Source organism: Escherichia sp. MOD1-EC5950 (assembly GCF_002965345.1).
GTDB lineage: Bacteria > Pseudomonadota > Gammaproteobacteria > Enterobacterales > Enterobacteriaceae > Escherichia > Escherichia marmotae.
Map to the genome: position 1 here is coordinate 32,892 of NZ_PTSR01000017.1, position 25,842 is coordinate 58,733.

Sequence of the window (25,842 nt, forward strand, 5' to 3'; positions counted from 1 at the left end):
AGTGCATATAAACGATAACATTGACCTGTAGACTTGATTACCATGGACAAATTCGACGCTAATCGCCGCAAACTACTGGCGCTTGGTGGCGTTGCACTTGGTGCTGCCATCTTGCCGACCCCTGCGTTTGCGACACTCTCCACCCCACGCCCGCGTATTTTGACACTCAACAATCTCCATACTGGAGAGTCAATTAAAGCGGAGTTTTTCGATGGCAGAGGCTATATTCAGGAAGAATTGGCAAAACTAAACCATTTTTTCCGCGATTTCCGCGCGAACAAAATAAAGTCCATCGATCCAGGATTATTCGACCAGTTGTATCGCCTGCAAGGCCTGTTAGGTACTCGCAAGCCGGTACAGTTAATTTCTGGTTACCGTTCTATCGACACCAATAATGAATTACGCGCACACAGCCGTGGAGTAGCGAAGAAAAGCTATCACACCAAAGGCCAGGCGATGGATTTCCATATTGAAGGCGTCGCGTTAAGCAATATTCGCAAAGCCGCGTTATCTATGCGCGCAGGTGGTGTAGGATATTACCCACGTAGTAACTTTGTGCATATTGATACCGGACCTGCACGGCACTGGTAGCAATCGCTTAACGAAACAGGGGCAGTATGAATTATCGTATTATTCCGGTCACTGCATTCTCCCAGAACTGCTCATTGATCTGGTGTGAACAAACTCGCCTGGCAGCACTGGTTGATCCTGGCGGTGATGCGGAAAAAATTAAACAGGAAGTTGATGCCAGCGGCCTGACGCTGATGCAGATCCTACTGACACATGGCCATCTGGATCACGTTGGTGCAGCGGCGGAACTGGCAAAACATTACGGCGTGCCAGTACTTGGTCCGGAAAAGGAAGATGAGTTCTGGCTGCAAGGCTTGCCTGCGCAAAGCCGCATGTTTGGCCTGGATGAGTGTCAGCCACTGACGCCGGATCGTTGGCTGAATGAAGGCGACACGATCAGCATAGGGAATGTGACTTTACAGGTGTTACATTGCCCAGGGCATACACCGGGTCATGTGGTCTTTTTTGATAATCAGTCAAAACTGCTGATTTCTGGCGACGTCATTTTCAAAGGTGGAGTAGGGCGCAGTGACTTCCCACGTGGCGACCATAATCAACTGATCTCCTCTATCAAAGATAAACTGCTGCCGCTTGGCGATGATGTGACGTTTATTCCAGGGCACGGGCCGTTATCCACCCTCGGCTATGAACGGTTGCATAACCCCTTCCTGCAAGACGAAATTCCCGTCTGGTAAAGGCGCATAAAAAAGCCCGCTTTCACAGCGGGCTTCATTGGTTTTAATGCTTACAGCACAGCCACAATCGCTTCGCACAGCGGAGCCATGTTGTCTGGCGTCATCCCGGCTACGTTCACACGACCGGAAGCCACAGCATACACGCCAAACTCTTCACGCAGACGCAGTACCTGTTCTTTAGTCAGACCGCTAAAAGAGAACATGCCGTTTTGTTTGATAATGAAACTGAAGTCGCGGTTTGCGCCTTTTTCCTGCAGCGTATTAACGAACAATTGACGCATACGCTGAATACGCTGACGCATATCAGTCAGCTCTTGTTCCCAGATAGCACGTAACGCATCATTACTCAGGATAGTGGCAACAACCGAAGCTCCGTGCGCGGGTGGGTTAGAATAGTTCGCACGAATCACCGCTTTCATCTGGCTGAATGCGCGATCCACGGTTTCACTGTCCGCAGCAACCAGCGTACATGCGCCTACACGCTCGTTGTACAGACCAAAGTTTTTAGAGTAGGAACTGGCGACGATCAGTTCTTTATGCAGAGCTGCGAAAACGCGCAGACCTTCAGCATCTTCTTCCAGACCGCGAGCAAAACCCTGGTAAGCAAAGTCAAACAGCGGTAACCAGCCTTTCTCAACGGAAAGCTGCGCCAGCGTTTGCCATTGCTCCAGTGTAGGATCAATGCCGGTTGGGTTATGGCAGCAACCGTGGAACAGCACCACGTCGCCAGCCTGGGCTTCGTTCAGACTGTTAATCAGGGCGTCGAAGTCCAGAGTATGTTTTTCCGCGTCGTAATAAGCGTATTCACGTACTTCCAGACCTGCAGAGTTAAAGACGCTCTTATGGTTCGGCCAGCTAGGGTTGCTCACCCACACACGCTTAACGTCGGTATTTTTTGCCAGGAAATCGGCAGCCACGCGTAACGCACCAGTACCACCAGGGGTCTGAGCTGTGCGGGCGCGTTTGTCGTTGATTAGGGCGCTACCTTTACCAAACAGCAGTTCCTGGGTGCAACGACCAAATTCAGGAATACCGTCAATGCCGAGGTAGTTTTTGGTGGTTTCATTTTCGAGCAGATACTGTTCAGCCTTTTTAACGCTGGTCAGTACCGGGGTTTTGCCCGTCTCATCTTTATAGACACCAATCCCGAGGTTAATTTTGCCGGGACGTTCATCGGCACGAAACAGATCGGCCAGGCCCAGAATCGGGTCGGCAGGAGCGGCGGTAATGTTCTCAAACATGACGAGGTTCCATTATGGTTACAGAAGGGAAGTCCGCTATCAGGGTAACGGGAGATTTACAAAATTCCAACTATTACTGATGAAAACGCCGGCTGTTTTTGCAAGACGTGAGATTGCTCTGGAAGGCATAAAAAAAACAGGACCAAAGTCCTGTTTTTTCGGCATTTAACAAAGAGGTCTGCTATTAGAACTGGTAAACGATACCCACAGCAACTGTGTCGTCAGAACCTACGCCCAGTTTGTTGTCAGAATCGATCTGGTTGATGATGTAGTCAACATAGGTAGACATGTTTTTGTTGAAGTAGTAGGTTGCGCCCACTTCAACATAGTTCACCAGATCAACATCACCGATACCACCTTCTACGTCTTTCGCTTTAGATTTGGTGTAAGCGATGGACGGACGCAGACCGAAGTCAAACTGGTATTGTGCAACTAACAGGATATCTTGCGTTTTGTTAGCAAAGCCGCCGGTGATCGGCGTAGCGTTACGGGTTTCACCGTAGTTTGCTGCCAGGTAGATGTTGTTCGCATCGTACTTCAGGCCAGTAGCCCACTGTTCAGCTTTTTTACCCTGGCCGAGAGGTTGGGCTTCCTGCAAGTTTGTACGGTCAGCAGCACCATAAGCACCAACGATACCAAAGCCTTCGAATTCGTAGCTGATGGAGCCGCCAACACCGTCGCCGTTAGAACGACGTGCGGTGTCGCGTTCGTTTTTACCCAGGTACTGAACAGCGAAGTTCAGGCCGTCAACCAGACCAAAGAAGTTGGAGTTACGGTAAGTTGCAACGCCGCCAACACGACCAACGAAGAAGTCATCGCTGTATGCAGTGTCACCACCAAATTCCGGCAGCATATCGGTGTAACCCAGTGCGTCATAAACAACACCATAGTTACGACCGTAATCGATTGAGCCAGCATCAGCAAATTTCAGACCAGCGAACGCCAGACGGGTTTTGTTGCCATTTTGGGCATCAGAACCCTCAGAGTTGTTACCCTGGAAGTTGTATTCCCACTGACCGTAACCGGTCAGATCAGAATTGATTTGAGTTTCCCCTTTAAAACCAAGACGGGCATAGGTCATATCGCCATTGCCACCGTAACTGTTTTCACCGTTACCCTTGGAAAAATAGTGCAGACCGACAGCTTTACCGTACAGATCTACTTTGTTGCCATCTTTGTTATAGATTTCTGCAGCGTTTGCAGTTCCTGCTACTAACAGAGCAGGGACGATCACTGCCAGAATGTTGCGCTTCATCATTATTTATTACCCTCATGGTTTTTTTTATGACACCTGCCACTGCCGTCAATAAGTTTCGTCAATAAATATTTACGGAGCTATTGATGAAAGTTTGGTGTCTTTATGTATCTGCAGGCATCTTTCCATTCAAACTAACGTTTCGCTACCGTGAAAGTGCTACAAAGATAAAGATATAGTTACAAAAAGAAAAAATGTGTAACCAAGCATTAATTTTAAGGAACTTTGTGAACACCGTCATATTTCCACCAGGATTTAATGATATTTATGGCGGATCTTATATATGTATATGATTTACTTATATTAAATCTAACTAAACAGAAATTTTCTTTCTGATGATTTCTCTCTGTGACTTCTCTCTAATACACTTTCAGCCATCCAGAAAGCCAATAATAAGTATAAAAATTGTGCTATCAGATAAGAAATGACTAATCCGCAATAAGGCTATGGGTTATTTTTTGTTCGCAAATGTTGCAAAGAAACATTCCGTAACAGGAAGATTGCTTTGGCAGGGTTGCAATTAGATTGATTGACTTAACAAACAGATAACTTGACAGAAGGGGATAAAAAAGAGCCAGCGGGTGCTGGCTCTCGGAAAAGTTAAATTAGAAACTGGCGTTACGTGGAGTGCGTGGGAACGGAATTACGTCACGCACGTTTTGAACGCCAGTCACGTAGGCGATCAGGCGTTCAAAACCAAGACCGAAACCGGAATGTGGAACAGTACCGTAGCGACGCAGATCGCGATACCACCAGTAATCTTCTTTATTCAGGCCCATCTCCAGCATACGTTCGTCCAGAACGTCCAGACGCTCTTCACGCTGGGAACCACCAATGATCTCACCGATACCCGGAGCCAGAACGTCCATTGCTGCAACGGTTTTACCGTCTTCGTTAAGGCGCATGTAGAACGCTTTAATGTCTTTCGGATAGTTTTTCACGACTACCGGCGCTTTAAAGTGTTCTTCTGCCAGGTAACGTTCATGCTCGGAAGAGAGATCCACACCCCAGTAAACCGGGTTTTCAAATTTCTTACCGCAGTTTTCGAGGATGGTTACCGCGTCGGTATAATCCACCTGCGCGAAGTCTGCCTCAATGAAACGCTCCAGACGTGAAACTGCATCTTTATCCACGCGTTCAGCGAAGAATTTCATATCGTCAGCACGTTCTTCGAGAACCGCTTTAAAGACGTATTTCAGCATGGCTTCTGCCAGGCCGGCGATATCGTTCAGGTTAGCAAACGCGACTTCCGGCTCCAGCATCCAGAATTCCGCCAGGTGACGGCTGGTGTTGGAGTTTTCTGCACGGAAAGTCGGGCCGAAGGTATAAATTTTAGACAGCGCACAGGCATAAGTCTCGCCGTTTAACTGGCCTGATACGGTCAGGAACGACTCTTTACCGAAGAAATCTTTGTCGAAATCAACTTTGCCCTGATCGTTACGTGGCAGGTTTTCCAGATCCAGTGTTGAAACACGGAACATTTCGCCAGCGCCTTCGGTATCGGATGCGGTGATCAGCGGTGTAGAAACCCAGAAGAAACCTTGTTCGTTAAAGAATCGATGCAGTGCCTGCGCCAGCGTGTGGCGAACGCGCGCAACGGCACCAATCAGGTTGGTACGTGGACGCAGGTGAGCGACTTCACGCAGATACTCAATGCTGTGGCGTTTTGCTGCCATCGGGTAAGTGTCTGGATCTTCAACCCAACCAGCGACTTCAACATTGCTGGCCTGAATTTCAAATTGTTGCCCCTGGCCCGGCGACGCCACGACTTTACCCGTCACAATGACCGAGCAACCGGTGGTCAGACGCAGTACGTCTTCATTGTAATTGGGCAGAGAATTATTGATGACAGCCTGTACAGGATCAAAGCAGGAACCGTCATAAACGGCGAGGAAGGAGATGCCAGCTTTTGAATCTCGGCGGGTACGTACCCATCCGCGTACGGTGACTTCGCTGTCAACGGCTACGCGGCCCTGGAGTACGTCGGCTACAGGCACAACGCTCATAATATTCTCTCTGTTAATAGTCGGAAAAAATAAACACTTGTCCACCCGTGAAATGGGGGGATACCTATGTTACCTGGCATCCGCAATCAGACAAGCAGAATTCGCAGATGCAGCGAAAGATTTCGGAATTAAAGGTAAAAAAGGGAGCCGTTATGGCTCCCTGATGATATTAACTGGCTTTTTTAATGTGCGGAAGGTCGAACGCTTTACGAAGTGCGCGAACAAACGCCTTGTCGTGGCAGATTGTTTTGCCAGGACTGTCAGAAAGTTTCGCCACAGGTTTACCGTTACACTCCACCAGCTTAATCACAATATTCAGTGGCTTGACTTGGGGGATATCGCAGGTCAGGCGTGTACCTATACCAAAACTTAATTGCACACGGGAAGAGAAGTGGCGATAAAGCTCGACCGCTTTGCGTAAATCCAGATTGTCAGAGAAAACCAGCGTTTTGCTCTGAGGGTTGATTCCCAGCTTCTCATAATGCGCGATGGCTTTTTCGCCCCATTCTACCGGGTCGCCAGAGTCATGACGCAGCCCCTGATAGCGGCTGGCAAATTCCACGCCGAAATCACGCAAGAATGCGTCCATAGTAATGCAATCGGTTAACGCAATTCCCAGTTGATCGGGATATTCATTGAGCCATGCGGCAAGTGCGGCACGTTGGCTGTTGGCAAGATCCGGGCTGATTTGTTGATGCGCCTGGAACCATTCGTGAGCCTGAGTTCCCATTGGCGTGAGGGAAAGCCGACGCGCCAGATCGTAGTTACTGGTGCCAACGAACCAAGATTCTTGTTGCAAACGTTGAACGATGGTTTCCTGGACTTCGCGGGAAAAACGTCGGCGGGTGCCGAAATCCATCAGATGGAAGCGCGACATATCGAGATCAGCAGTTAACGCCGAGAAGTCGACTAATTTGCTTTCCAGCGTATCAAGGGCTTGCGCAACGTCGGCCTGCGGTGAGCGGTAGCGATGTACCAGTTCACTGATGACCGCCAGCAAAGGAACTTCCCAGAGGATGACTTCACGCCACGGACCGCTTAAACGAATATCCAGCTTGCCGTTATCGTTGGTGACGGTGACCTGTTCCGGGTTAAAGCGGAACTCGCGCAACCAGTTGAGGTAGTCGGCCTTAAAAAAAGGCAGGGCAGAGAGCCATTGATATTCATCATCCTGCAGGCGCAGACGCTGCATCGCCTGGACCTGTTCACGAATAGCATCGGCATAAATACCCAGCAGATCGTCACCTCGGCAACGAAACTCCGCCGCGACATGCACATCATAATAGTGATGAAACACGGCTTGCTGCATATGCAACTTATAAGCATCTGTATCCAGCAGCGAGTGCAGAACAGGAGAAGCGAATTGTGTCATAGGTGCGCAGTAGCGTCCTCGTACGGGAGCGTTTAGTACAATAAACATCTTCAGGAACTGCTGGAGTATACCTTGTTTCGCAATTTATTGAACCCCGATCACACCATATGCCACGTTTATGGTCGATGGCGTTGCGCTCTGTATGTTATAAAAATGTAGCAATAAAAGCGTTTGTACCTGAAAAGATGAAGATTCTGCGTAGCGAGATTTATACAACAGGAATAGACTGAACACCTGACTCTATAAAAGATGCTAAAGGTTATTTATGACTCAACAGCCACAAGCCAAATACCGTCACGATTATCGTGCGCCGGATTACCAGATTACTGATATTGACTTGACCTTTGACCTGGACGCGCAAAAGACGGTGGTTACCGCGATCAGCCAGGCTGTCCGTCATGGTGCATCAGATGCTCCACTTCGTCTTGACGGCGAAGATCTTAAACTGGTCTCTATTCATATTAATGATGAGCCGTGGTCCGCCTGGAAAGAAGAAGAGGGCGCACTGGTCATCAGTAATTTACCGGAGCGTTTTACGCTCAAGATCGTTAATGAAATTAGCCCTGCGTCCAACACTGCACTGGAAGGGCTTTACCAGTCAGGCGATGCGCTTTGCACCCAGTGTGAAGCCGAAGGTTTCCGCCACATTACGTACTATCTCGATCGCCCGGACGTGCTGGCGCGTTTTACGACTAAAATTATTGCCGATAAAACCAAATACCCGTTCCTGCTTTCTAACGGTAACCGCGTTGCGCAAGGTGAGTTGGAAAACGGACGTCACTGGGTACAGTGGCAGGACCCGTTCCCGAAACCGTGCTATCTGTTTGCGCTGGTGGCAGGCGATTTTGATGTGCTACGCGACACCTTCACCACGCGTTCTGGCCGTGAAGTGGCGCTGGAGTTGTATGTCGATCGCGGCAACCTTGACCGCGCGCCGTGGGCGATGACCTCGCTGAAAAATTCCATGAAGTGGGATGAAGAGCGCTTTGGTCTGGAGTATGACCTTGATATTTATATGATCGTTGCCGTGGACTTCTTCAACATGGGCGCAATGGAGAATAAAGGTCTTAACATCTTTAACTCCAAATATGTACTGGCGCGCACCGACACCGCTACCGACAAAGATTATCTCGACATTGAACGCGTTATTGGCCATGAATATTTCCACAACTGGACCGGTAACCGTGTGACTTGCCGCGACTGGTTCCAGCTTAGCCTGAAAGAAGGTTTAACCGTGTTCCGCGATCAGGAGTTCAGCTCTGACCTGGGTTCCCGTGCCGTTAATCGCATCAACAATGTGCGCACCATGCGCGGGTTGCAGTTTGCGGAAGACGCCAGCCCAATGGCTCACCCAATCCGCCCGGACATGGTCATTGAGATGAACAACTTCTATACCCTGACCGTTTACGAGAAGGGCGCAGAAGTGATTCGAATGATCCACACCCTGCTGGGCGAAGAAAATTTCCAGAAAGGGATGCAGCTCTATTTCGAGCGTCATGATGGCAGTGCGGCAACCTGTGACGATTTCGTCCAGGCGATGGAAGATGCGTCAAATGTCGATCTCTCTCATTTCCGCCGTTGGTACAGCCAGTCCGGCACGCCGATTGTGACTGTTAAAGACGACTACGATCCAGAAACTGAGCAGTACACCCTGACCATCAGTCAGCGCACGCCAGCTACGCCAGATCAGGCAGAAAAACTGCCGCTGCATATTCCGTTTGCTATTGAGTTGTATGACAACGAGGGCAAAGTAATCCCGTTGCAGAAGGACGGTCATCCGGTCAATTCAGTGCTGAATGTCACCCAGGCGGAACAGACTTTTGTTTTTGATAACGTCTACTTCCAGCCGGTGCCTGCGCTGCTGTGTGAATTTTCCGCGCCGGTGAAACTGGAATATAAATGGAGCGATCAGCAACTGACCTTCCTGATGCGTCATGCGCGCAATGATTTTTCCCGCTGGGATGCGGCGCAAAGTCTGCTGGCAACGTACATCAAACTGAATGTCGCTCGCCATCAACAAGGGCAGCCGTTATCGCTGCCAGCACATGTTGCAGATGCTTTCCGCGCTGTGCTGCTCGATGAGAAGATCGACCCGGCGCTGGCGGCAGAAATCCTGACACTGCCTTCTGTCAATGAAATGGCGGAACTATTCGATATCATCGATCCGATTGCCATTGCCGAAGTTCGCGAAGCACTCACCCGTACACTGGCGACTGAACTGGCGGATGAATTGTTGGCTATCTATAACGCCAATCACCAGAGTGAGTATCGTGTTGAACATGAAGACATTGCGAAACGTACTCTGCGTAATGCCTGCCTGCGCTTCCTCGCCTTTGGTGAAACGCATCTGGCTGACGTGTTAGTGAGTAAGCAGTTCCATAAAGCGAACAATATGACCGATTCGCTGGCGGCACTTTCGGCGGCGGTTGCTGCGCAGTTACCGTGCCGTGACGCGTTGATGCAGGAGTACGACGACAGGTGGCATCAGGACGGTCTGGTGATGGATAAATGGTTTATCCTGCAAGCCACCAGTCCAGCGGCGAATGTGCTGGAGACGGTGCGTGGTCTGTTACAGCATCGCTCATTCACCATGAGCAACCCGAACCGTATTCGTTCGTTGATTGGTGCGTTTGCAGGCAGCAACCTGGCAGCGTTCCATGCTGAAGATGGCAGTGGTTACCAGTTCCTGGTGGAAATGCTCACCGATCTGAACCGCCGTAATCCGCAGGTGGCTTCACGTTTGATTGAGCCGCTGATTCGCCTGAAACGTTACGATGTCAAACGTCAGGAGAAAATGCGTGCGGCGCTGGAACAATTGAAAGGGTTGGATAATCTCTCTGGCGATCTTTACGAGAAGATCACCAAAGCACTGGCTTAATACAAAAGTGCCTGATGCGACGCTGGCGCGTCTTATCAGGCTTACAAACCCGTTGGAATTGTTGGTTTTGTAGGCTGATAAGGCGTTCACGCCGCATCTGGCATGTTAACCATGACGCCGAACTGGTTGTTCAGAATGCCCTCGCTGCATCACCCGCTGTAACACTTCCGCTTCCAGTTCCGCTAACCGTACCGACCCTAATCGGCGCGGGCGAGGAATATCCACCGTCAAATCCAGGCCAATCTTTCCCTCTTCAATCAACAGCACCCGGTCAGCCATCGCTACCGCTTCGCTCACATCATGCGTCACCAGCAAGACGGTAAAGCCGTGCTCCTGCCAAAGTGACACAATTAAATCCTGCATCTCCAGTCGCGTTAAGGCGTCCAGTGCGCCCAGCGGTTCATCGAGCAACAATAAACCCGGACGATGAATCAACGCTCTTGCCAGCGCCACACGCTGTTTCTGCCCGCCAGAAAGTGCGGCAGGCCATTCCCCGGCACGATTTTCCAGCCCTACAGCAGCCAGTGCCTGATGCGCCGCATCGCGCCATTGGCCTTTAAGACCTAACCCAACGTTATCAATCACCGATTTCCATGGCAGCAGACGCGCATCCTGAAACATCATCCGCGTATCATCCTGAATCTCGGCCAGCGGTGTTATACCCGCCAGTACATCACCTGCGGTTGGTGTTTCCAGCCCCGCCAGCAGACGCAGCAGAGTACTTTTACCGCCGCCGCTACGACCAACAACAGCCACAAACTGACCTGCCGGAATATGCAAATCCAGTTGATTCAGCACGATATTTTCTGCGTAATGTTTGCTCACCGCATTAAGTAGCAGTGGTGTACCCTGGTTCAGACGGGCAGTATTCATGCCGTGGCCTCCTTCAGATGATAAGCCGGGTTCCAGCGCAACCAGAGACGCTCTAGCAATTGGGCGCTAATGTCAGCAAGTTTGCCGAGCAGGGCGTAGAGAATAATGGCGACGACGACGACATCCGTTTGCAGAAACTCCCGCGCATTCATCGCCAGATAACCAATGCCAGAATTGGCAGAGATGGTTTCGGCAACAATCAGCGTCAGCCACATCAGGCCCAACGCAAAACGCACGCCGACCATAATTGAGGGCAGGGCACCAGGCAGGATCACATGCACAAACAGCGGCAAGCCGGATAAGCCATAGCTACGCGCCATCTCCACCAGCCCGCGATCGATATTACGGATGCCGTGCCAGGTATTGATATAAATGGGGAACAGCGTGCCGAGCGCTACCAGGAAAATTTTTGCAGACTCATCAATGCCAAACCACAAAATCACCAGCGGGATCAGCGCCAGATGCGGCACGTTGCGCAACATTTGAATTGAGCTGTCCAGCAACCGTTCTCCCCAGCGCGACAGGCCGCTAATCAATCCCAGAATCAACCCCAGCGATCCGCCAATCGAAAAACCAATCAGCGCCCGCCAGGAGCTGATCGCCAGATGCTGCCACAGCTCACCGCTGGCCGAGAGCGTCCAGAACGCGGCCACCACTCCTTCCGGAGAGGGCAAAATACGCGTCGACAGCCAGCCAACCGAGGAGGCCAGTTGCCACACCGCCACGATGCCCACCGGTAAAAACCAGGGGGCAACGCGCAATAACCACTTCTTCACTGGCGTTGCCATCATTTTCTTCCTTAGCTTTGCGCGACATTACGTGGGATGAACTCATTCGCTACCGCTTCGCCTTGCAGGTTCAATGGCTGTGGTTGGGGAATCTGTGGAATGGCAACATCCAGATGTGGGAACAGTAATTCGCCAACCCGATACGCTTCTTCCAGATGTGGATATCCTGAGAGGACAAAACTGTCGATGCCAAGCGCGGCGTATTCGTTGATTCGTGCGGCGACTGTCGGACCATCGCCTACCAGCGCCGTCCCCGCACCGCCGCGTACCAGACCAACGCCTGCCCATAAATTGGGGCTGATCTCCAGGTTGTCGCGCTTGCCGTTATGTAACGCAGCCATTCGCTGTTGCCCCACGGAATCCGTGCGGGCAAATGCAGCCTGTGCTCTGGCGATGGTGTCATCATCAAGATGGGAGATTAACCGTTCTGCGGCCTGCCACGCTTCGTCGTTGGTTTCGCGGACAATCACATGGAGGCGAATACCGAAACGAATTTTGCGACCATGTGCGGCCGCTTTTGCCCGCACTTGCTCGATCTTCTCTTTTACCAGTGCTGGCGGCTCGCCCCAGGTGAGATAAAGATCAACTTGTTCTGCGGCCAGATCCTGGGCGACGTCTGACGATCCGCCAAAGTAAAGCGGAGGATACGGTTGTTGAATCGGTGCAAAGAGTAGTTTTGCCCCGCGCACATGAATATGCTTACCGTTGAAATCGACAGTTTCTCCCTGCAATAAACGTCGCCAGACCTGAGTAAATTCCGCCGAGGCTGCGTAACGCTCGCTGTGGTCGAGGAACACGCCGTCTCCCGCCAGTTCTTGTGGATCGCTGCCTGTTACCAGGTTAAACAACGCACGGCCATTCGACAGACGGTCGAGCGTGGCGGCCTGGCGGGCGGCAACGGTAGGTGACGTTACACCAGGGCGCAGGGCGACAAGAAACTTCAGCCTTTGCGTAACCGGGATCATCGACGCCGCCACCAGCCACGCATCTTCGCAGGAACGGCCCGTAGGGATCAGCACGCCGGTATAGCCAAGACGATCCGCCGCTTGCGCGATCTGTTGCAGATAACCGTGATCAACCGGACGAGACTCTGTTTCCGTTCCCAGATAATGACCGTCACCGTGCGTAGGTAAAAACCAGAATATATTCAGACTCATAATTGTTTTCCTTCCAGTTGAGTGGGGTGCCAGATGCGCTGGTGAATATCGACTTTTTTCGGCAGCAGATGATTTTCATAAAACAGGTCGGCAGTATGTTGCTGTAAAGCGGCAACCTCGGCACTCACTGGTTTGATGGTGGTGGGAGGACGGTGGCCAAGATAAGAGGCTATTACCGGTGCCGGTAAGCCCATCGTTTTTGCCAGCAAGGTGATACTTTGCTCGCGCTGGCTGTGGGTTAACGCATCGGCCTGGCTAAAGGTCTCCAGTACGCCCTGAATAAAGGCACCGTTTTTTTCTGCATAGGGGCGGGCCGCCAGATAAAACGACCCGGTCTGATTCAGACCAGTACCATCTTTTAATACCCGCACACCACCCTGTAATAATGCAGCAGAGTAGTAAGGATCCCAGATGGCCCAGGCATCTACGTTACCTTGCTGGAAGGCCGCGCGGGCATCAGCAGGTGTCAGGTAAGTGGGCTGGATATCGGTGAATTTAAGCCCGGCCTGTTGCAGTGCGCGTAGTAACAGGTTGTGCGAACTGGAACCTTTCTGAAATGCGACTTTGTGGCCCTTCAGTTCAGCCACGGTTTTTATGGGACTGTTTTCTGGCACCAGAATGACTTCGGCTTTTGGTTTTGGCGGCTCGACACCGACGTATACCAAATCCGCACCAGCAACTTGGGCAAAGATAGGTGGAATGTCGCCCGTGCTGCCAAGATCAATACTGCCGATGTTGAGTGCTTCCAGCATCTGCGGACCCGCAGGAAATTCCACCCATGAAATTTTTGTTTGCGGATAGCGTTTTTCCAGGAGTTGATGGCTTTTTGCCAGCACCATGCTGATGCTGCCTTTCTGATAACCTATCCGTAACGCTTCAGGCGAAGACTCCGCAGCAACCGCGAGCGTAGTGACGCTAAGTAATCCCGCCAGCGCCAGTTTAAATATGTTACGCATGGGCGTTTCCTCGTAGAGAGAAAAGATCAGGAACCTGGACATCACGACGGTGCAACGCCTGCCAGAAGGCTTCGAGTGCGACATCAAGACGGGATTGCAGATTCGGCGTGAATTGCGGTTTATGCTGGAAATCAATCACCTGCGAGTCATCGGCAAACACACCATGCAGGATCTCCTGCGCTTTTAAAGCGCTTAGTACCGGTTTGAGTGCGTAATCGACCGCCAATAGATGAGCCACTGTGCCGCCTGTTGCCAGTGGTAAAACCACTTTGCCTTGCAGTGCGCGTTCAGGTAGCAGGTCGAGAAGGGTTTTTAACGCCCCGGAATAAGCCGCTTTGTAGACGGGGGTCGCGACAATCAGCCCGTCAGCCTCTTGCAGTTGTGCAGTGAAAGTTTTCAGAGCCGGGCTGTCGAAACGTGCATAGAGCAAATCTTCCGGGGCGAAGTTTTGCAGATTCCAGTGATAAACCTCCACATCCAGGCTATTCAGCTTTTCTCGCGCATATTCCAGTAAGGAACTGGAGCGAGAAGGAAAGCGAGGACTTCCAGCCAGGGTAATGACACGCATACTCTCTCCTTATAACTAATTGTTCTTATTTCGTTAACATTGATAACAATTGGGTCAGTCTGACAGAGGGAGCTGGTGAGTCGAAATGATTTATCTGGTGAAGGAAAGCCAAAAAAAGCATAAAAAAGGCGCAATAAGAAAACGTTTGCTATTTATTGCCGCAGGTCAATTCCCTTTTTGGCTGAACTTGCACATAATACGCCCCCGGTTTGCACACCGGGAATCCAGGAGAGTTCATGTACTACCCCTTCGTTCGTAAAGCCCTTTTCCAGCTCGATCCTGAGCGCGCTCATGAATTTACTTTTCAGCAATTACGCCGCATTACCGGAACGCCGTTTGAAGCACTTGTTCGGCAGAACGTTCCAGCGAAACCGGTTAACTGCATGGGACTGACCTTTAAAAACCCGCTTGGTCTGGCTGCCGGTCTTGATAAAGACGGGGAGTGTATTGACGCTTTAGGTGCAATGGGATTTGGATCGATCGAGATCGGTACTGTCACCCCGCGTCCACAGCCAGGAAACGATAAGCCTCGTCTCTTTCGCCTGGTGGATGCGGAAGGTTTGATCAACCGTATGGGCTTTAATAACCTCGGCGTTGATAATCTCGTAGAGAACGTTAAAAAAGCCCATTATGACGGTGTTCTGGGAATTAACATCGGCAAAAATAAAGATACGCCGGTAGAGCAGGGTAAAGATGACTATCTGATTTGTATGGAAAAAATCTACGCCTATGCGGGATATATTGCCATCAATATTTCATCGCCAAACACCCCAGGATTACGCACTTTACAATATGGCGAAGCACTGGATGATTTATTAACTGCAATTAAAAATAAGCAAAATGATTTACAGGCGATCCACCATAAATATGTGCCAATTGCAGTGAAGATCGCGCCGGATCTTTCTGAAGAGGAGTTGATCCAGGTGGCCGATAGTTTGGTTCGCCATAATATTGATGGTGTTATTGCGACTAATACCACCCTCGATCGTTCTTTAGTTCAGGGAATGAAAAATTGCGAGCAAACCGGTGGTTTAAGTGGTCGCCCGTTACAATTAAAGAGTACAGAAATTATTCGCCGCTTGTCGCAGGAATTAAACGGCCGTTTACCAATCATTGGTGTTGGTGGTATTGACTCGGTCATCGCCGCCCGTGAGAAGATTGCTGCGGGTGCATCACTGGTGCAAATTTATTCTGGTTTTATTTTTAAAGGCCCGCCGCTGATTAAAGAAATCATTACCCATATCTAATTATTTCTTTCATTTTCTCTTTATAAGATAATCAGGGCTTTATTTTCAGCCCTGGTTGTTTTATATTCATTCCTGTTACTTATTTAGATATTTTGTACTTTTCTTGTTGAGGTTATTAAGCAAAGCGACAATGGAATGTGTTGCGGTAGATTTATAGGGTAGAGGAGAGGCATATGCGAATTAAACCAGATGATAACTGGCGTTGGTATTACGATGAAGAGCATGATCGAATGATGCTTGATTTAGCCAATGGTATGCTATTTCGCTCACGTTTTGCTCGTAAAATGCTGACACCGGATGCTTTTTCTCCTGCGGGATTTTGCGTTGATGACGCCGCGCTCTATTTCACGTTTGAAGAAAAATGCCGCGACCTTAACTTATCAAAAGAACAAAAAGCCGAACTGGTGCTTAATGCGCTGGTGGCGATTCGTTACCTCAAACCGCAAATGCCGAAAAGCTGGCATTTTGTTTCTCATGGCGAAATGTGGGCACCAGTATCGGGTGATGCAGCCTGTGTCTGGTTAAGCGACACCAATGAGCAAGTCAATTTACTGGTTATTGAATCTGGCGAAAATGCTGCACTGTGCCTGCTGGCACAGCCTTGCGTCGTCATCGCCGGGCGCGCCATGCAACTGGGTGACGCTATCAAAATTATGAATGACAGGCTGAGACCGCACGTGAGTTATGACAGCGTCAGCCTTGAACAAGCCGTTTAACCTTTCAGTTTCAATGCACTCTTCGGCACACAACTACAGCAAAGAATTGTTCCGTCGTCGCTCATAGCTGATTTTTTCAGCGGGGTGACTTCGCCTTCCAGAAGCTGGATACGACAACTTCCGCAGATGCCAGCACGGCAAGAATAGGGAATACGAATCCCTTGATTTTCTAATTGTTCCAGTAATACCTGTTGGTTATTACCGCGAAATGCCTGCCCTTGCCAGTCGATATCTACATTTGCGTCCGCTTGTTGTGTCGCTGGGAAAGTGTCGTCCGCTGCGGCTGCGCCGTAGGCTTTTGCCGGTGCCGTTGCCAGAATTTCCACTTCATCGCCAACACGAATAACACCGCTGTTGCGGGCAATCAGGTTCTGACCGAAATCGACATCACCGTTATCCTGGGCAGTACGGAAAGATTGCAACGTTTTTAATGGTTCGCCAGCCGGATGCTTTTGCCCTTTTTCCGGGCTAACGGTGGTGAAAATACAACGGCTACATGGCTTCACCACATCGAACACCACATCGCCAATACGAATCACTTTCCAGGTGTCTTCTTCCCACGCAGGCACGCCAGAAACAACCAGATTGGGGCGGAATTGTTCCATTCTGACGCTTGCCGGACAGCGTTGCTGTACATCACGTAATGAGGATTCATTCGCGAGTAGATACGGATAGCCATCAGCGAATGACAGGGGTACAGTGTTGTGGCGTTTTACGCGCCGCGTCATCTGCGGCCCCACCCAGCGCAACTGCACTTCGCGGGAGAAAAATCCACTTAACCATGTGTTGATCGTGGCTGGAGCAATACGTGCAGTAAAATGGTTGCCCCACACTTCCGTTGGTGCGTCCTGTACGGCGAAATCGGCAAAGCGTACCCACGCGCTGCTGCCATCGGGCGCAGTGAGATGCAGACCGTCATGAACGGGAGAGGGGGTAAATCGCACCATCTGTGGAAACTGACGGGCGGTAATAAATGTGCCGTCGGGTTCTGTCAGCATAAAAATTCGATCGAAGGCCAGCCCGCTGATATCTGCAAGAGCGTGTGTCAGACCAATGCCGCGCATGGATTTAACAGGATGAATAAAAAGCCGGGTTAATGTCGCCACGGAGCGGTCCTCAAATGAAAATAAGCCCTCAACTTTATGACATGACGCACTTATTAGCTATAATGCGCAACAATTTTCTTAGAGCCTATACCAATAGGCTATTTTATTTGTCAGTTCGGCCCTGGGCTGCGCCCGAAATCATTAGGTGCTACGTGTACGCACCGGTTTCTCCGCGCTGCCCATCTCCTGACTGACTGCAACAATTACGCCTACTGCGGTAGGCTCTTAGAGTAAAAGTGACGATATGAATTCTCTGTTTGCCAGTACGGCCCGTGGGCTGGAAGAGCTGTTAAAAACTGAACTGGAAAACCTGGGGGCCGTTGAATGCCAGGTGGTTCAGGGTGGGGTCCATTTCAAGGGCGACACGCGGCTTGTTTACCAGAGCCTGATGTGGAGCCGCCTGGCCTCGCGTATTATGTTGCCGCTGAGCGAGTGCAAGGTTTACAGCGATTTAGACCTCTATCTCGGTGTTCAGGCGATCAACTGGACAGAGATGTTTAATCCAGGCGCGACCTTCGCTGTTCACTTCAGCGGCTTGAATGACACCATCCGTAACAGCCAGTATGGCGCGATGAAAGTGAAAGATGCCATCGTTGATGCTTTCACGCGTAAGAATCTGCCGCGTCCGAATGTTGATCGCGATACGCCGGATATCCGCGTTAACGTCTGGCTGAATAAAGAAACCGCCAGCATTGCTCTCGACTTAAGCGGTGACGGTTTACATCTGCGTGGCTATCGCGATCGTGCGGGTATTGCGCCAATCAAAGAAACCCTGGCGGCGGCTATTGTAATGCGTTCCGGCTGGCAGCCGGGAACACCACTGCTCGATCCGATGTGTGGTTCCGGTACGTTGCTGATTGAAGCGGCGATGCTGGCGACCGATCGCGCACCGGGCTTGCACCGTGGGCGTTGGGGATTTAGCGGCTGGGCGCAGCACGACGAAGCCATCTGGCAGGAAGTAAAAGCTGAAGCACAGACCCGTGCCCGTAAAGGTCTGGCGGAATACAGCTCTCATTTTTACGGTTCCGACAGCGATGCGCGGGTGATTCAACGCGCACGCACTAACGCCCGCCTCGCCGGTATTGGCGAACTGATTACTTTTGAAGTGAAAGATGTCGCGCAACTGACCAATCCGCTGCCAAAAGGGCCGTACGGTACAGTACTGAGCAACCCGCCATACGGTGAACGTCTGGACAGCGAACCGGCGCTGATTGCGCTACATAGCCTGCTGGGTCGAACCATGAAAAACCAGTTTGGTGGCTGGAATCTCTCTTTATTCAGCGCTTCGCCGGATCTGTTAAGTTGCCTGCAACTGCGCGCAGACAAACAGTACAAAGCGAAAAACGGACCGCTGGACTGCGTGCAGAAAAATTACCACGTTGCCGAAAGTACTCCGGACAGCAAACCAGCGATGGTGGCGGAAGATTACGCTAACCGTCTGCGTAAAAACCTGAAAAAGTTCGAGAAGTGGGCACGCCAGGAAGGGATTGAATGTTATCGCCTGTATGACGCCGATTTGCCAGAATACAACGTTGCCGTTGACCGCTATGCTGACTGGGTGGTGGTGCAGGAGTATGCGCCGCCGAAAACGATTGATGCGCACAAAGCGCGTCAGCGCCTGTTCGATATTATCGCCGCGACCATTTCGGTATTGGGGATTGCGCCAAACAAACTGGTGCTGAAAACCCGTGAACGGCAGAAGGGTAAAAATCAGTATCAGAAACTGGGCGAAAAAGGTGAGTTTCTTGAAGTCACTGAATACAACGCTCACTTATGGGTGAATCTGACGGATTACCTCGATACTGGTCTGTTCCTCGATCACCGCATCGCACGCCGTATGCTCGGTCAAATGAGCAAAGGCAAAGATTTCCTCAACCTCTTCTCCTATACCGGTAGCGCCACCGTGCATGCGGGATTAGGCGGCGCACGCAGCACCACTACGGTGGATATGTCGCGTACGTATCTGGAGTGGGCAGAACGCAACCTGCGTCTGAATGGCTTAACTGGCCGTGCGCATCGACTGATTCAGGCCGATTGCCTGGCGTGGCTGCGTGAGGCTAATGAGCAGTTCGATCTAATCTTTATCGATCCGCCAACCTTCTCTAACTCAAAACGAATGGAAGATGCGTTTGATGTTCAGCGCGATCATCTGGCGCTGATGAAAGATCTGAAGCGTCTGCTGCGCGCAGGGGGGACGATTATGTTCTCAAACAACAAACGCGGTTTTCGTATGGATCTCGACGGACTGGCAAAACTGGGGCTGAAAGCACAAGAAATTACGCAAAAAACACTTTCCCAGGATTTTGCCCGTAACCGCCAGATCCACAACTGCTGGCTGATTACCGCAGCCTGAAAGGAATAGTAATGTCATTAATCAGTATGCATGGCGCATGGCTGTCGTTCAGCGACGCGCCACTTCTCGATAATGCAGAGCTGCATATCGAAGATAACGAACGTGTTTGTCTGGTGGGCCGTAATGGCGCGGGCAAATCGACGTTAATGAAGATCCTCAACCGTGAACAGGGGCTGGATGACGGTCGCATTATTTACGAGCAAGATTTAATCGTTGCTCGTCTGCAACAAGATCCGCCGCGTAACGTTGAGGGAAGCGTTTATGATTTCGTCGCTGAAGGTATTGAAGAACAAGCGGAATACCTGAAACGCTACCACGATATTTCACGCCTGGTGATGAATGACCCGAGCGAGAAAAATCTTAACGAACTGGCGAAAGTTCAGGAACAGCTTGATCACCATAACCTGTGGCAACTGGAAAACCGCATCAACGAAGTACTGGCACAATTGGGATTAGATCCCAATGCTGCGCTGTCGTCGCTTTCTGGCGGTTGGTTGCGTAAAGCGGCATTAGGACGTGCGCTGGTTAGCAATCCGCGCGTGTTACTGCTCGACGAACCGACCAACCATCTGGATATCGAAACTATCGACTGGTTGGAAGGTTTCCTTAAAACATTCAACGGGACGATAATTTTCATCTCCCACGATCGTTCATTTATTCGCAATATGGCGACGCGTATTGTCGACCTCGATCGCGGTAAGCTGGTGACCTATCCTGGGAATTACGACCAGTATTTACTGGAAAAAGAAGAAGCTCTGCGCGTTGAAGAACTACAAAATGCTGAGTTTGATCGCAAACTGGCACAGGAAGAGGTGTGGATCCGTCAGGGGATCAAAGCGCGTCGTACCCGTAATGAAGGTCGTGTACGTGCCCTGAAAGCGATGCGTCGTGAACGTAGCCAGCGCCGCGAGGTAATGGGCACAGCGAAGATGCAGGTCGAAGAGGCCAGCCGCTCCGGTAAAATCGTCTTTGAAATAGAAGATGTTTGCTATCAGGTTGAGGGCAAACAACTGGTGAAAGATTTTTCCGCTCAGGTGCAACGTGGCGACAAAATTGCGTTGATTGGCCCGAATGGTTGCGGAAAAACCACGTTGTTAAAACTGATGCTGGGGCAACTTCAGCCAGACAGCGGGCGCATCCATGTCGGGACGAAACTGGAGGTGGCTTATTTCGATCAGCATCGTGCGGAACTCGATCCCGATAAAACGGTGATGGATAACCTGGCAGAAGGTAAGCAAGAGGTGATGGTTAACGGTAAACCACGCCACGTGCTGGGCTATTTGCAGGACTTCCTGTTCCATCCGAAACGGGCGATGACGCCGGTACGTGCACTTTCTGGTGGGGAGCGTAACCGTCTGCTGCTGGCGCGTCTGTTCCTCAAACCAAGTAACTTACTGATCCTTGATGAACCGACCAACGACCTTGACGTCGAAACGCTGGAACTGCTTGAAGAACTCATCGACAGCTACCAGGGCACGGTGTTGCTGGTGAGCCACGATCGTCAGTTTGTCGATAACACCGTAACAGAATGCTGGATCTTTGAAGGTGAAGGTAAAATCGGTCGTTATGTTGGCGGTTATCACGACGCTCGCGGTCAGCAAGAACAGTATGTGGCGCTTAAGCAACCAGCGGTGAAGAAAACCGAAGAAGTGCCTGTGCCAAAAGCAGAAACTGTAAAACGCAGCACGAGCAAACTAAGCTATAAACTGCAGCGCGAACTGGAACAGCTCCCGCAATTACTTGAAGAGCTGGAAGCAAAGCTGGAAGCCTTACAGGCACAGGTGGCAGATGCCTCCTTCTTCAGTCAGTCTCATGAACATACGCAAAAAGTGCTTGCCGATCTGGCTGCTGCTGAGCAGGAGCTGGAACAAGCTTTTGAGCGTTGGGAGTATCTTGAAGCGTTGAAAAATGGTGGCTGATCGCAAAACAGTTGTTTGATATAGAGGCTGATGACAAAGATAAATTGCCTGATGCGCTACGCTTATCAGGCATGAGGGAAACCTCAATTTATTGGATTTGTACAATTTATCATGCCGGAAAAGGCGCTCGCGCCGCATCCGGCATGAAAAACGAATACTTTGTCAGCAATCTGTAAAATAGCGCATCATTAAGGAGTACCAATGTGCGAACATCATCATGCCGCGAAGCATATTTTGTGCCCGCAGTGTGACATGCTGGTGGCGTTACCCCACCTTGAGCATGGTCAGAAAGCGGCATGTCCCCGGTGTGGCACGACGTTAACTGTTGCGTGGGATGCCCCACGTCAGCGCCCCACAGCATACGCGTTGGCTGCACTGTTTATGCTGTTGCTGTCCAACCTGTTTCCTTTTGTGAAAATGAACGTCGCCGGGGTAACCAGCGAAATTACGTTGCTGGAAATTCCTGGCGTGTTGTTTTCCGAAAACTATGCCAGCCTTGGCACTTTCTTTCTGTTATTTGTGCAACTGGTTCCTGCGTTTTGCCTGATAACTATTTTGTTATTGGTCAACCGCGCGGAATTGCCAGTTCGCCTGAAAGAGCACTTAGGACGGGTGCTTTTTCAACTTAAAACCTGGGGAATGGCGGAGATTTTCCTCGCTGGTGTACTGGTGAGTTTCGTTAAACTGATGGCTTATGGCAGCATTGGCGTAGGCAGCAGTTTTATTCCCTGGTGTTTGTTCTGCGTGCTTCAGTTGCGTGCCTTTCAGTGTGTCGATCGCCGTTGGTTATGGGATGATATTGCTCCTATGCCTGCGCTGAATCAGCCGCTGAAACCGGGGGTGACAGGTATTAACCAGGGGCTGCGCTCCTGTTCTTGTTGCACAGCAATCCTTCCTGCCGATGAACCGGTGTGCCCACGCTGTAGCACCAAAGGATATGTTCGACGTAAAAACAGTCTGCAATGGACGCTGGCGTTGCTCGTTACGTCGATCATGCTGTATCTCCCTGCCAATATCTTGCCCATCATGGTGACCGATTTTTTAGGTTCAAAGATGCCGTCGACTATTCTCGCCGGGGTGATCTTGCTGTGGAGCGAAGGTTCTTATCCGGTCGCTGCGGTTATCTTTTTGGCCAGTATCATGGTTCCGACCTTAAAAATGATCGCCATTGGCTGGTTGTGCTGGGATGCCAAAGGACACGGCAAGCGTGACAGCGAAAGAATGCATTTGATTTACGAAGTTGTTGAGTTTGTAGGCCGCTGGTCAATGATTGACGTTTTCGTGATTGCGGTGCTCTCGGCGCTGGTGCGTATGGGAGGTTTAATGAGTATTTATCCGGCAATGGGTGCATTAATGTTTGCTTTAGTCGTCATAATGACAATGTTTTCTGCGATGACGTTTGACCCGCGTTTGTCGTGGGATCGTCAACCTGAACCAGAGCATGAGGAGTCCTGACAGTATGGAATCTAATAATGGGGAAGCCAAAATCCAGAAAGTGAAGAACTGGTCTCCCGTGTGGATATTTCCTATCGTCACGGCGCTTATAGGAGCGTGGGTTCTTTTTTATCATTACAGCCATCAGGGGCCGGAAGTGACCCTGATCACCGCGAATGCGGAAGGGATAGAAGGTGGCAAGACCACTATTAAAAGCCGTAGTGTTGATGTCGGCGTGGTTGAAAGCGCCACACTGGCTGATGATTTGACGCACGTTGAAATCAAAGCGCGTTTGAACGCAGGTATGGAAAAACTGCTGCATAAAGATACCGTTTTTTGGGTAGTAAAACCGCAGATTGGTCGCGAGGGCATTAGCGGCCTGGGGACTCTGCTGTCAGGGGTTTATATTGAGCTGCAGCCTGGGGCGAAAGGGGGCAAGCAGACGAGATACGATTTGCTTGATTCACCACCGTTGGCTCCGCCGGATGCGAAAGGGATTCGGGTGATACTCGACAGTAAAAAAGCCGGGCAACTTTCTCCGGGGGATCCGGTGTTATTCCGCGGCTTTCGGGTTGGCTCGGTGGAAACCAGCACGTTTGATACCCAAAAACGTAATATTAGTTACCAGCTCTTTGTTAACGCGCCTTACGACCGACTGGTGACCAGCAATGTTCGCTTCTGGAAGGACAGTGGCATTGCGGTTGATCTCACGTCAGCGGGAATGCGCGTGGAGATGGGTTCGTTGACAACGCTACTCAGCGGCGGTGTCAGCTTTGACGTGCCTGAAGGGCTGGATTTAGGGCAGCCTGTTGCACCGAAAACAGCATTCGTTTTGTATGACGATCAGAAGAGCATTCAGGATTCGCTGTACACCGATCACATTGATTATCTGATGTTCTTTAAAGATTCGGTACGCGGCCTGCAGCCTGGCGCACCAGTGGAATTCCGTGGTATTCGCCTGGGTACAGTAAGTAAGGTGCCTTTCTTTGCGCCGAATATGCGTCAGACATTTAATGATGATTACCGTATTCCGGTACTCATTCGCATTGAACCGGAACGACTGAAAATGCAGCTTGGCGAAAATGCGGATGTCGTTAAGCATCTCGGAGAGTTGTTGAAGCGTGGTTTACGTGGATCGCTGAAAACCGGAAATCTGGTTACTGGCGCACTCTATGTTGATCTCGATTTCTACCCGAATACGCCAGCGATAACCGGGATCCGAGAGTTTAATGGTTATCAGATTATCCCGACCGTTAGCGGCGGCCTGGCGCAAATCCAGCAGCGTCTGATGGAGGCGTTGGATAAGATCAACAAACTTCCGTTGAATCCGATGATTGAGCAGGCGACCAGCACGCTGTCGGAAAGCCAGCGCACGATGAAAAACCTGCAAACTACGCTGGATAGTATGAACAAGATTCTGGCCAGCCAGTCGATGCAGCAGTTGCCGACGGATATGCAGTCAACGTTGCGTGAGCTGAATCGCAGTATGCAGGGCTTCCAGCCTGGCTCCGCAGCTTACAACAAGATGGTGGCGGATATGCAGCGTCTTGATCAGGTCTTGCGTGAATTGCAACCAGTGCTGAAAACGCTCAATGAGAAGAGCAACGCGCTGGTATTTGAAGCGAAGGACAAAAAAGATCCAGAGCCGAAGAGGGCGAAACAATGAAAAAGTGGCTAGTGACGATCGCGGCACTGTGGCTGGCCGGATGCAGCTCCGGCGAAATCAATAAAAACTATTACCAGTTACCTGTTATGCAGAGCGGTACGCAAAGTACCGCCAGCCAGGGTAATCGCCTGTTATGGGTAGAGCAGGTCGCAGTTCCTGACTATCTGGCGGGGAATGGCGTGGTTTATCAAACCAGCGATGTGAAGTATGTGATTGCCAACAACAACCTGTGGGCCAGCCCACTAGATCAACAGTTGCGCAACACCCTGGTCGCCAACCTGAGTACGCAACTGCCCGGTTGGGTGGTTGCCTCCCAGCCTTTGGGAAGCGCCCAGGACACGCTCAACGTAACCGTAACTGAGTTTAACGGCCGCTATGATGGCAAGGTTATTGTCAGTGGCGAGTGGCTATTGAATCACCAGGGACAACTGATCAAACGGCCGTTCCGTCTGGAAGGGGTACAAAATCAGGATGGTTACGATGAAATGGTCAAAGTGCTGGCTAATGTCTGGAGTCAGGAAGCCGCTGCTATTGCGCAAGAGATAAAGCGTCTACCTTAATTATAAATATTTGTAAATATAACCGTCTCCAGCATGTTGCCAGAGGCGGTTTTTTTGTGCAATTCGCAGTAAAAAACTTGTTCCTCTTCACATTTTTTGTACAACCAACATGTCCGTGTGGCTCACAAATATGACAGTGGCGTGAATTTTGCGCATTGACGGCAGTTATGATTCGCGGTATTGCTTAACTGTGATTGCACATTTAGTAATCACTGTTTTCTTTTCCACCAGAAACCAGTATGAGGGAAACGAGGCATGAAGAGACAAAAACGAGATCGCCTGGAACGGGCACATCAACGTGGTTATCAGGCCGGCATCGCCGGACGCTCAAAAGAAATGTGTCCCTATCAGACGCTGAATCAAAGGTCAGAATGGCTGGGAGGCTGGCGAGAAGCCATGGCGGACAGGGTAGTTATGGCCTGATTCTGTCTCTTTAAAAAGAAACCTCCGCAATGCGGAGGTTTCGCCTTTTAATATGCAGC

21 protein-coding genes are annotated in these 25,842 nt (G+C 50.6%); 11 read left to right on the top strand and 10 right to left on the bottom strand.

From position 1 onward, the window contains the following. The first annotated feature begins 42 nt into the window (after positions 1–42). Together BEA93_RS16180 and gloC are read left to right on the top strand one after the other, a co-directional pair. Positions 43–591 (top strand): YcbK family protein, encoded by a 549-nt coding sequence (locus BEA93_RS16180; RefSeq protein ID WP_001516120.1) that lies wholly within the window; start codon positions 43–45, stop codon positions 589–591. A 26-nt stretch (positions 592–617) separates the two neighbouring features. After that, positions 618–1,265: a hydroxyacylglutathione hydrolase GloC gene (gene gloC, locus BEA93_RS16185; RefSeq protein WP_001109447.1), complete on the top strand. Its 648-nt coding sequence runs from the start codon at positions 618–620 to the stop codon at positions 1,263–1,265. A gap of 50 nt (positions 1,266–1,315) precedes the next feature. Here gloC and aspC read toward each other — a convergent pair whose 3' ends face one another. From aspC to pncB, 4 genes are all read right to left on the bottom strand, one after another. Continuing rightward, a complete protein-coding gene (aspC, locus tag BEA93_RS16190; protein WP_105224796.1) occupies positions 1,316–2,506 on the bottom strand; it encodes an aspartate transaminase in 1,191 nt (396 codons plus the stop codon). Positions 2,507–2,690: 184 nt separating this feature from the next. After that, positions 2,691–3,764, bottom strand: a complete 1,074-nt coding sequence (gene ompF, locus BEA93_RS16195; protein ID WP_000977929.1) for a porin OmpF — start codon at positions 3,762–3,764, stop codon at positions 2,691–2,693. Positions 3,765–4,366: 602 nt separating this feature from the next. Next, positions 4,367–5,767 carry an asparagine--tRNA ligase gene (gene asnS, locus BEA93_RS16200; protein ID WP_000117892.1) on the bottom strand — a complete coding sequence of 467 codons (1,401 nt, stop codon included), beginning with the start codon at positions 5,765–5,767 and terminating at the stop codon, positions 4,367–4,369. Positions 5,768–5,936: 169 nt separating this feature from the next. Next, positions 5,937–7,139 carry a nicotinate phosphoribosyltransferase gene (gene pncB / locus BEA93_RS16205; RefSeq protein WP_010376903.1) on the bottom strand — a complete coding sequence of 401 codons (1,203 nt, stop codon included), beginning with the start codon at positions 7,137–7,139 and terminating at the stop codon, positions 5,937–5,939. 265 nt (positions 7,140–7,404) lie between these two features. Between pncB and pepN the strand changes: the two genes are divergently transcribed. Continuing rightward, on the top strand, positions 7,405–10,017 hold the full coding sequence (pepN, locus tag BEA93_RS16210; protein ID WP_105224795.1) for an aminopeptidase N: 2,613 nt from the start codon (positions 7,405–7,407) through the stop codon (positions 10,015–10,017). A 105-nt stretch (positions 10,018–10,122) separates the two neighbouring features. On the opposite strand, the gene ssuB is transcribed toward pepN, so the two are convergent. From ssuB to ssuE, 5 genes are read right to left on the bottom strand one after another with little or no spacing between them, the layout of a single operon-like run. Continuing rightward, on the bottom strand, positions 10,123–10,890 hold the full coding sequence (gene ssuB, locus BEA93_RS16215) for an aliphatic sulfonates ABC transporter ATP-binding protein (protein WP_001516122.1): 768 nt from the start codon (positions 10,888–10,890) through the stop codon (positions 10,123–10,125). Further along, positions 10,887–11,678: an aliphatic sulfonate ABC transporter permease SsuC gene (gene ssuC / locus BEA93_RS16220; protein WP_000235185.1), complete on the bottom strand. Its 792-nt coding sequence runs from the start codon at positions 11,676–11,678 to the stop codon at positions 10,887–10,889. The genes ssuB and ssuC overlap by 4 nt, the downstream gene beginning before the upstream one ends. Positions 11,679–11,689: 11 nt before the next feature. Next, positions 11,690–12,835, bottom strand: a complete 1,146-nt coding sequence (gene ssuD, locus BEA93_RS16225) for an FMNH2-dependent alkanesulfonate monooxygenase (RefSeq protein WP_001516124.1) — start codon at positions 12,833–12,835, stop codon at positions 11,690–11,692. Further along, complete coding sequence (locus BEA93_RS16230) at positions 12,832–13,791, bottom strand: sulfonate ABC transporter substrate-binding protein (RefSeq protein ID WP_105224794.1); 960 nt, start codon at positions 13,789–13,791, stop codon at positions 12,832–12,834. Before BEA93_RS16230 ends, ssuD begins: the two co-directional genes overlap by 4 nt. Next, positions 13,784–14,359, bottom strand: coding sequence for an NADPH-dependent FMN reductase (gene ssuE, locus BEA93_RS16235; RefSeq protein ID WP_001516126.1), 576 nt, complete (start codon positions 14,357–14,359; stop codon positions 13,784–13,786). The genes BEA93_RS16230 and ssuE overlap by 8 nt, the downstream gene beginning before the upstream one ends. Positions 14,360–14,595: 236 nt before the next feature. Between ssuE and pyrD the strand changes: the two genes are divergently transcribed. Beyond that, positions 14,596–15,606: a quinone-dependent dihydroorotate dehydrogenase gene (gene pyrD / locus BEA93_RS16245; RefSeq protein ID WP_001516127.1), complete on the top strand. Its 1,011-nt coding sequence runs from the start codon at positions 14,596–14,598 to the stop codon at positions 15,604–15,606. Positions 15,607–15,779: 173 nt separating this feature from the next. Then, entirely contained in the window at positions 15,780–16,322 is a 543-nt protein-coding gene (gene zapC / locus BEA93_RS16250; RefSeq protein WP_001220666.1) for a cell division protein ZapC, read from the top strand. Here the strand turns inward: zapC and BEA93_RS16255 are convergent. Further along, the gene (locus BEA93_RS16255) at positions 16,319–17,428 is read right to left on the bottom strand and encodes a YcbX family protein (RefSeq protein WP_001516128.1); all 1,110 of its coding nucleotides are present in this window, start codon (positions 17,426–17,428) and stop codon (positions 16,319–16,321) included. The two genes, zapC and BEA93_RS16255, sit on opposite strands and share 4 nt — an antisense overlap. Before the next feature lie 244 nt (positions 17,429–17,672). Here BEA93_RS16255 and rlmKL point away from each other — a divergent pair, with 244 nt between their 5' ends. From rlmKL to rmf, 6 genes are all read left to right on the top strand, one after another. Beyond that, positions 17,673–19,781, top strand: a complete 2,109-nt coding sequence (gene rlmKL, locus BEA93_RS16260; RefSeq protein ID WP_001086563.1) for a bifunctional 23S rRNA (guanine(2069)-N(7))-methyltransferase RlmK/23S rRNA (guanine(2445)-N(2))-methyltransferase RlmL — start codon at positions 17,673–17,675, stop codon at positions 19,779–19,781. 11 nt (positions 19,782–19,792) lie between these two features. Further along, a complete protein-coding gene (locus BEA93_RS16265; RefSeq protein WP_000053064.1) occupies positions 19,793–21,700 on the top strand; it encodes an ABC transporter ATP-binding protein in 1,908 nt (635 codons plus the stop codon). A 201-nt stretch (positions 21,701–21,901) separates the two neighbouring features. Next, entirely contained in the window at positions 21,902–23,155 is a 1,254-nt protein-coding gene (gene pqiA / locus BEA93_RS16270) for a membrane integrity-associated transporter subunit PqiA (RefSeq protein ID WP_000333137.1), read from the top strand. Between the two features lie 4 nt (positions 23,156–23,159). Continuing rightward, the gene (gene pqiB, locus BEA93_RS16275) at positions 23,160–24,800 is read left to right on the top strand and encodes an intermembrane transport protein PqiB (RefSeq protein ID WP_000445524.1); all 1,641 of its coding nucleotides are present in this window, start codon (positions 23,160–23,162) and stop codon (positions 24,798–24,800) included. Continuing rightward, on the top strand, positions 24,797–25,360 hold the full coding sequence (pqiC, locus tag BEA93_RS16280) for a membrane integrity-associated transporter subunit PqiC (RefSeq protein ID WP_001516130.1): 564 nt from the start codon (positions 24,797–24,799) through the stop codon (positions 25,358–25,360). The genes pqiB and pqiC overlap by 4 nt, the downstream gene beginning before the upstream one ends. Positions 25,361–25,615: 255 nt before the next feature. Continuing rightward, a complete protein-coding gene (rmf, locus tag BEA93_RS16285; RefSeq protein ID WP_000828647.1) occupies positions 25,616–25,783 on the top strand; it encodes a ribosome modulation factor in 168 nt (55 codons plus the stop codon). Positions 25,784–25,842: the final 59 nt, after the last annotated feature.